Genomic DNA, 403 nt, shown 5'->3' with positions numbered 1-403 from the left:
CTGGACCTCGACGTCGTCCGGCACGGCCGTGCCGACGCCCTCGGAGCTGACCGGCACGCCGCCCGCGTCGTCGGCCACGTCGGGCCGCTCGACGTCGGCGAGCGCGGGCACGACGGTGTTGGCGGTGCCGCCGGCGTAGACGACGTCGCCGTAGGCCTCGGCGTTGGCCTGGCCCTGGCGGACGATGCCGAAGACGATGGCGCCGAGCACGACGACGGCGGTGAAGCCCGCCAGCTGCGACGTGAACGACGCCGCGTTCGCGCCCTGCTTGGTGCCGAACGGGTTCTCGCCCGGCATCTGCACCGGGTAGACGACCAGCGCGGACGTGACGCTCGCGGTGCCCAGCGACGTGAGCAGCAGCCCCAGGCTCGCGCCGAGCAGCGCGGGCAGCGCGTCGAGGCGG

The 403-nt window shown here is 75.2% G+C and carries 1 protein-coding gene; it reads right to left on the bottom strand.

What is annotated here, in order from left to right:
* Positions 1-403: hypothetical protein (locus G3I71_RS50725; RefSeq protein WP_203733255.1), on the bottom strand; the 403-nt coding region annotated here is incomplete at both ends.

Origin of the sequence: Streptomyces sp. SID12501 (genome assembly GCF_010550245.1) — a bacterium.
GTDB lineage: Bacteria > Actinomycetota > Actinomycetes > Streptomycetales > Streptomycetaceae > Streptomyces.
Note: the sequence above shows the minus strand (reverse complement) of the source record. Positions and strands in the feature narration are given on the sequence as shown.